Origin of the sequence: Microcoleus sp. PH2017_28_MFU_U_A (genome assembly GCF_020738035.1) — a bacterium.
Classification (GTDB): Bacteria; Cyanobacteriota; Cyanobacteriia; order Cyanobacteriales; family Microcoleaceae; genus Microcoleus.
The window spans coordinates 1-5,721 of the sequence record NZ_JAEQCX010000199.1 but is presented as its reverse complement, the minus strand read 5'-3'; the positions used below and the strand labels follow the sequence as shown (position 1 = coordinate 5,721).

Here is a 5,721-nt window from a genome sequence, read left to right as displayed (position 1 = left end):
TTTTGATCTATATTACCTGTTTATCTTGCACTTTTTTCTCCCTCGCGCCATCTAAACCTATGCCACGCAATATGTGATTGATTTTTCAGCAAGCCCTAGTTAAGCCCAAAGACTCGACTTTCACGTTATCGACAGCATTGACGGTGAAGGTGACGGAATCACCAAGATTCACATTATTATTGCTGGCAATTAGGTTGACTTTAGGTGCAGAAGTATCAGCAACAACGCTTAAATTGTAGGAGACAGTAACGCTTTCTCCAAAAGTATAAATTAAAAAGGAATTTCTTCATCAATCTCAGGAAATTTTGCAGCCAGTTTATCCCAGGCTTCATTTGCTGCTTGTTTTACCCTATAATCACTATCTCGCAAAGCATCAGTTAGAGAGTCTACTGCTCTTAAATCTCCGATTTCACCTAACGCCCAAACTGCCATATGTCGAACTTCACCCTCGCTATTTTGTAAAGCTTCAATGAGAGGGTAAGTTGCTTGTTCATCTTTGAGCTGACCCAGGGCCTTTGCTGCACTGACTTTAGTTGCGTAATCCCAGTTATTATGGCAATCGTCTTTGAGAGTGGCAATTAGAACAGGCACAGCTCTAGTATCGCCTAACTCTCCCAAAATTCTGGCTACCTCTTCTTTGGGATCGTAATAGAGAAATGGATCGTTATTCTGCTGGTTCAATCGCTCTACATTCTGATGATTGAGTAATTGCAACCCTTGAATTAGAGGCTCCACAGTTCTTGGTTCTTTAAATTCGATTAGGTCGTTGGAGAAATATGTAAAAAACCGACCACACAAAGAGCCTTGCTGAATAGCTTGTAGAGCAAATTCTATAATCTGGAAATTATATTTACGCCAAATTTGATATTCTTTTTCAGGGTTGCGAGAAATATAATCCCCTATGAAGTAAGCTCCTGCTTCATAACATTCTGCGATGGTTAGCATCATACTGGTTAAACTTGTATACTTTTCAAGTAAAGTTAACTCTCCTTCTTCAAGTCGCTGAAAAATTATCGGACAAAAAATTAGTATGTTATTAATTAAAACGTACCCATTATCTTCCCATAAAATGTGATAAAAAATATTTAAATACTTAAAATCTTTCCAATAAGGCTTAATTATATCTACATTGGCTATGTTATCTGTTTGGAGAGTTTGATGTGTGAAGATATCCTGGCGCAGCTCTGCAACGATTTCTTGTAGAGGTCTAAAAGTCCAACTATGAAATATCCAAGCTGTTTCCTTCCACTCATCTCCTTCTACTGCACCATTTCTCCACTGATAAAGTTCATAGAGTTCAGGAGAAAATTGGATTGGTAAATCTCTTACTAAGTCATCTATCTCATCCTTTGATAAGCCAGGGTATAGATACTCAATCCACGAGGGTTCATGTCGCTCTATCCAGCTTAAGATTCGGTTTAAAGCCTTGGTTAATTCTGAAGTCATAACTTTCTTTAAAATGGAAACCAGGGAGCACCTGTATTTATATCTCGCTCATTACCCTCTTTATCTATCCAATGCGTCTGATCGTGAGTAACTTGAACTCCAAACCAACTGTCTTTGGGATGGTTAGGCAAAACAGGAGCGTATTGGTAAAATCCGCGAGTGTTCTTATCAAATTCACCACCAAGGAAAACACCTTGAGTCTTGTTTTGTTGACTATTAACAAGCTTTAAAGAAACCTTACCAGCATCGTAATTCAAGGGGCCACCTTGTAAAGTAGAGTTGTATGGGTACTCATCACAGTCTCGACCAGAGCGAGAATTAAAGTATCGCATGGGATTATCGTTATCCCAAGGACACTCTGGCGTAAAATCATACCACGGAGCTGGATATTCGGCTCCGTTTGAATATTTTTTCACACGGCCCGTAGGAGTATTGTTCCACCCAGGGGAAATGCGAGCTAGGAAAGACTGCCCAGTCTGGACAATAGCCTCTTGCGTATGTTGCGTAATTTCTGGTATCTCGTGTCCCCAAACAATAATTGGGAATCCCTCCAAGTCACAGTTACCTGCTCCAACCGTTGTGTTACACTCTTGAACTTTTTTTCTTATAATCTGGTAATTTTTTCCAGTTATTGCAGTATTCAGGAACTTATTAACTCCTTTATGGCTGGTATTTTTTAAATATCCAGGAACTAAGGCATTGTCCCCATCTAGTGTACTAAGAGTCCCTATTGGAGATCTACCCATGATATAGGTCATCGTTGTCAAAATAGTAAGAATGGACATAACTGAACTCTGTTCCTGTAAAAACAATCCACTCGGGTCAGTTGCATTCACCGGATTTCCGTGAACATAAGGATACTTCGCCAAAGACAGCGGCTCAGTTAAAACCCCTTCAAACGGATCTCTAGCGCTAAAGCGTCCGGTTTCCGTATCATAATACCTCGCCCTCAAGTAATAGTCACCCAAATTCGGATCGTACTGCTCGCCCGCATACAAGTAGTTATTAACCGTATTGCCTGTTTTCCCAATTAAATTCCCGTAAGCATCATAAGTATAAGTGTCGATCGCATTGCCAGCGCCATTAGTTAAAGCTCTCGTACTTCCCAGCCCATCTACATGATAGAACGCCCGATCGCTCCCTCTCTCAGTAGAAACCAAATCCAATCCATAAACATAAGATGCTTGCAAATTTCCATTGGGAGAATACTCTTCCAATACTTGAGCATGAGGCTGATTGGAATCAATTAAATAACGAGTTTCTTGTCCGTTAACTATTGTTGCCACCCGCACCCCATCAGCGTCATATCGGTACTCAATATTGCGAGTTCCCGAAGCATCTGTTACCTGGGCCCCTATCAAGCGATTTTCAAAATCCCAAGTGTAGACTGCTTTATCAGTATTGTTCTTAAAACGGGAAAGGAGATTACCGTTGTTGTCGTAAGCGTAAGTAGTGACTTGACCGTTGAGGGTTTCATTCAGTAACCTGTCATTTTCATCATAAGTGTAAGTTTTCAAGCCCTCTATTGAATCATTGCGAGTCACGCGGTTTCCTATCTCATCATAGCCATACTGGATAGTACGATTGCCTGCAACAGAGTCAACAATCTTTTCTTCAATCAATCGATACAAATCATCGTAGATGTACTCAACAATCCGACCGCTATTTTCCTCTACTTTCGTCCGCTGTCCTGTGGCATTAAGAGTGTAGCGATAACTAGAAATTACCACATCCTGTCCCGATACAGGATCGATTCTAAAGTTTTTGATAAAAGTCAAGCGATTCAGTTTGTCGTACTCGCGAATTTCAACAGTACCGTTAGGGAATTTTGTGCGGATGAGGTTGCCAACTTTGTCATAAGTGTACTCCGTCAGCCCACCATCCGGGTCAGTCACAGTTTTGAGCTGGTTGTACTTGTCATAAGTGTTAATCGCAGTACCGGAAGGAGTTTTTACCGCAGCGATATTGCCAGCCTTGTCGTAAGTATACTCAACTTTCCGTCCATCAGGTTCAGTCCGAGAAATCAAGCGATCGCGTTCGTCGTATTCATAAGTCGTAGTGCGAACAATTCCACCCTTTGTTTCAGTTGCTGTTTGGCGCTGTCCGGTACTTGTGTAAGTATACTTGAGCGAGGTTTCATCGGGGAACTTTTCGGCATCCAAGCGGTTAAGTTTGTCGTACTCGTAAGTAACGGTTTTGCCATTTAAATCTTTGGCACTCAACACATTTCCAACAGCATCATAGGTGATTTCTGACCGCTGTTCTTTGGGCAAAATTATAGCAATGCGACGACCAAGTTTGTCGTATTCGTAGCGGGTAATATTGTTGTTTGCATCCTTAATGCTGGTTAAGTTGCCACTGAAGTCGTAGCCGTATTCAGTTCTTTTTTGCAAAGCATCTACTACAGCAACGAGTTGTCCTCGAATATTGTACTCGAATGCCGTTTTCTTGCCAGCTTGGTCAGTTATGGAAATGAGGCGACCGAGGTCGTCGTAAGCAGTAGTCGTATAAGTGTTGTCATCAAAATAAGTTTGTTTGATGCGACCTAGCTCATCATATACAAACCTGTTAGTACGTCCTAGTTGGTCGGTTTCGGTAATCCGATTTCCAAACTCGTCATAGGTGTAGGTTTTGCGGCGACAAGCACAGCTACTGCGAGACTCAATTATGCGACCTACTGCATCATATTCGTATTCAGTGCGATTGCCCAACTCGTCAATGGAAGCATTAACCCAACCTAGTTCGTTATATTCTGTTTTAGTTCTGGGGTTGTTAGACAGGTCGTTAGGTGTGCTATCTGGATGAATTACTTCAACCAGTCTATCTAGGGCATCGTAAACAAAATTAGTTGTTTGACCGGCTTGATTTGTTTCGGCAACTTTGAGTCCCGCTTTATTGTATTTGGTTATGGCGCCAGTGCGATCGGCCAAGTAAGTTTCTGTTCTGCGTCCCACCTTATCATAAGCATACCTTGTCGTTCGACCTAGGGCATCCGTTTCAGTTAGCAGGTTCCCCATCGCATCGTAGGTATAAGTAGTTTCACGCCTCAGTGCATCGCGAACCAGGGTTCGACGACCTGCCTTATCATACTCATACTCAGTACGGTTGCCTCGTTCGTCGGTAGAAGCAGTTATGCGACCTGCCTTATCGTATTCGCTTTTAGTTCTAGGGTTATCTGCGAGGTTTCCAGGTGTGCTATCGGGATAAATGGTTTCAATTAACCGTCCTAAAGCATCATAGATATAGCGAGTTGTTTGATTGGTTCGATCGGTTTCAGCAATTCTCCGACCTGCTTCGTCATACACACTTTTCTCTGATGTACCGTCAGCGTACAAAGTTTCTACAAGTTGGTTTTTAGCATTATAGCGATATGCAGTACGGCGAGCGATCGTACCCTCTTCAATCACCGCAGTCAAATTTCCGAGTATGTCGTATTCGTGCCTGATGACATTGCCTCTTGAATTAGTTTTAGTCTGAACTCGACCTTGAGAATCATAAGTCCAGCTTGTTGTCTGTTGTCGCAAACCATTCAGGGTTGTTACTTTAACGGTCTCTGTGATTTGGTCGCCATTACTGTTATAGGTATAAGCCGTTTCATTGCCAAAAGCGTCAATCTGACGAATAACATTGCCGAAGTCATCGTACTCAAATCGTGTCTTGTTACCGTTAGCATCTGTCAGTGAAGTAGTGTTACCAAACTGGTTAGTGGTTTCTCTTATAGTATTACCTTCTGCGTTAGTTGTGTTGAGAAGATTTCTTCTTTTGTCGTAGGTATAACTAATAGTATTACCTAGCGGGTCAGTTCTGCTTGTGACTTGCCCAAAGTTGTTATAGCTATAATAGGCTTTATTACCTAACGGATCTGTAATATAGATGAGGTTTCCACCACTATCGTAGGCATATGTTGTTGTGTTGCCGAGAGGGTCGGTTTGGGTTAGCAATTTATTATTTTCATCAAAAGTTTGTTGTGTAATCCCCCCAAGTACATTTACTTTTTGAACTACATTCCCCCGCGCATCGTAAACATAAGTCGTTTCCTTCCCAAAAACATCCTTAACTTTCTGAAGCGAATTATTCGGATCGTAAATCAACTCCACCGCAGAACCGTTGGCATCAATCATCTGCTTTAAACGACCAGAATCATCATATCCAGTCTTCACCCCAGTCCTTCCAAGAGAATCAATCACCTCAGTCAAAAAGTGAGGATTATTCGCAGCTTCATACTTAAAGCTAGTCGTATTATTCTCCCTATCCTTAACAGCAACCAAATCACCT

At 41.8% G+C, this 5,721-nt stretch carries 2 protein-coding genes; both read right to left on the bottom strand.

Annotated features, from left to right (window positions below; all coding sequences use genetic code 11):
• Positions 1 to 270: 270 nt before the first annotated feature.
• The gene (locus JGK14_RS33335) at positions 271 to 1,446 is read right to left on the bottom strand and encodes a HEAT repeat domain-containing protein (protein ID WP_325315982.1); all 1,176 of its coding nucleotides are present in this window, start codon (positions 1,444 to 1,446) and stop codon (positions 271 to 273) included.
• Between the two features lie 8 nt (positions 1,447 to 1,454).
• On the bottom strand, positions 1,455 to 5,721 hold a 4,267-nt coding region (locus JGK14_RS33330; RefSeq protein ID WP_325315981.1), incomplete at its 5' end, for an RHS repeat-associated core domain-containing protein.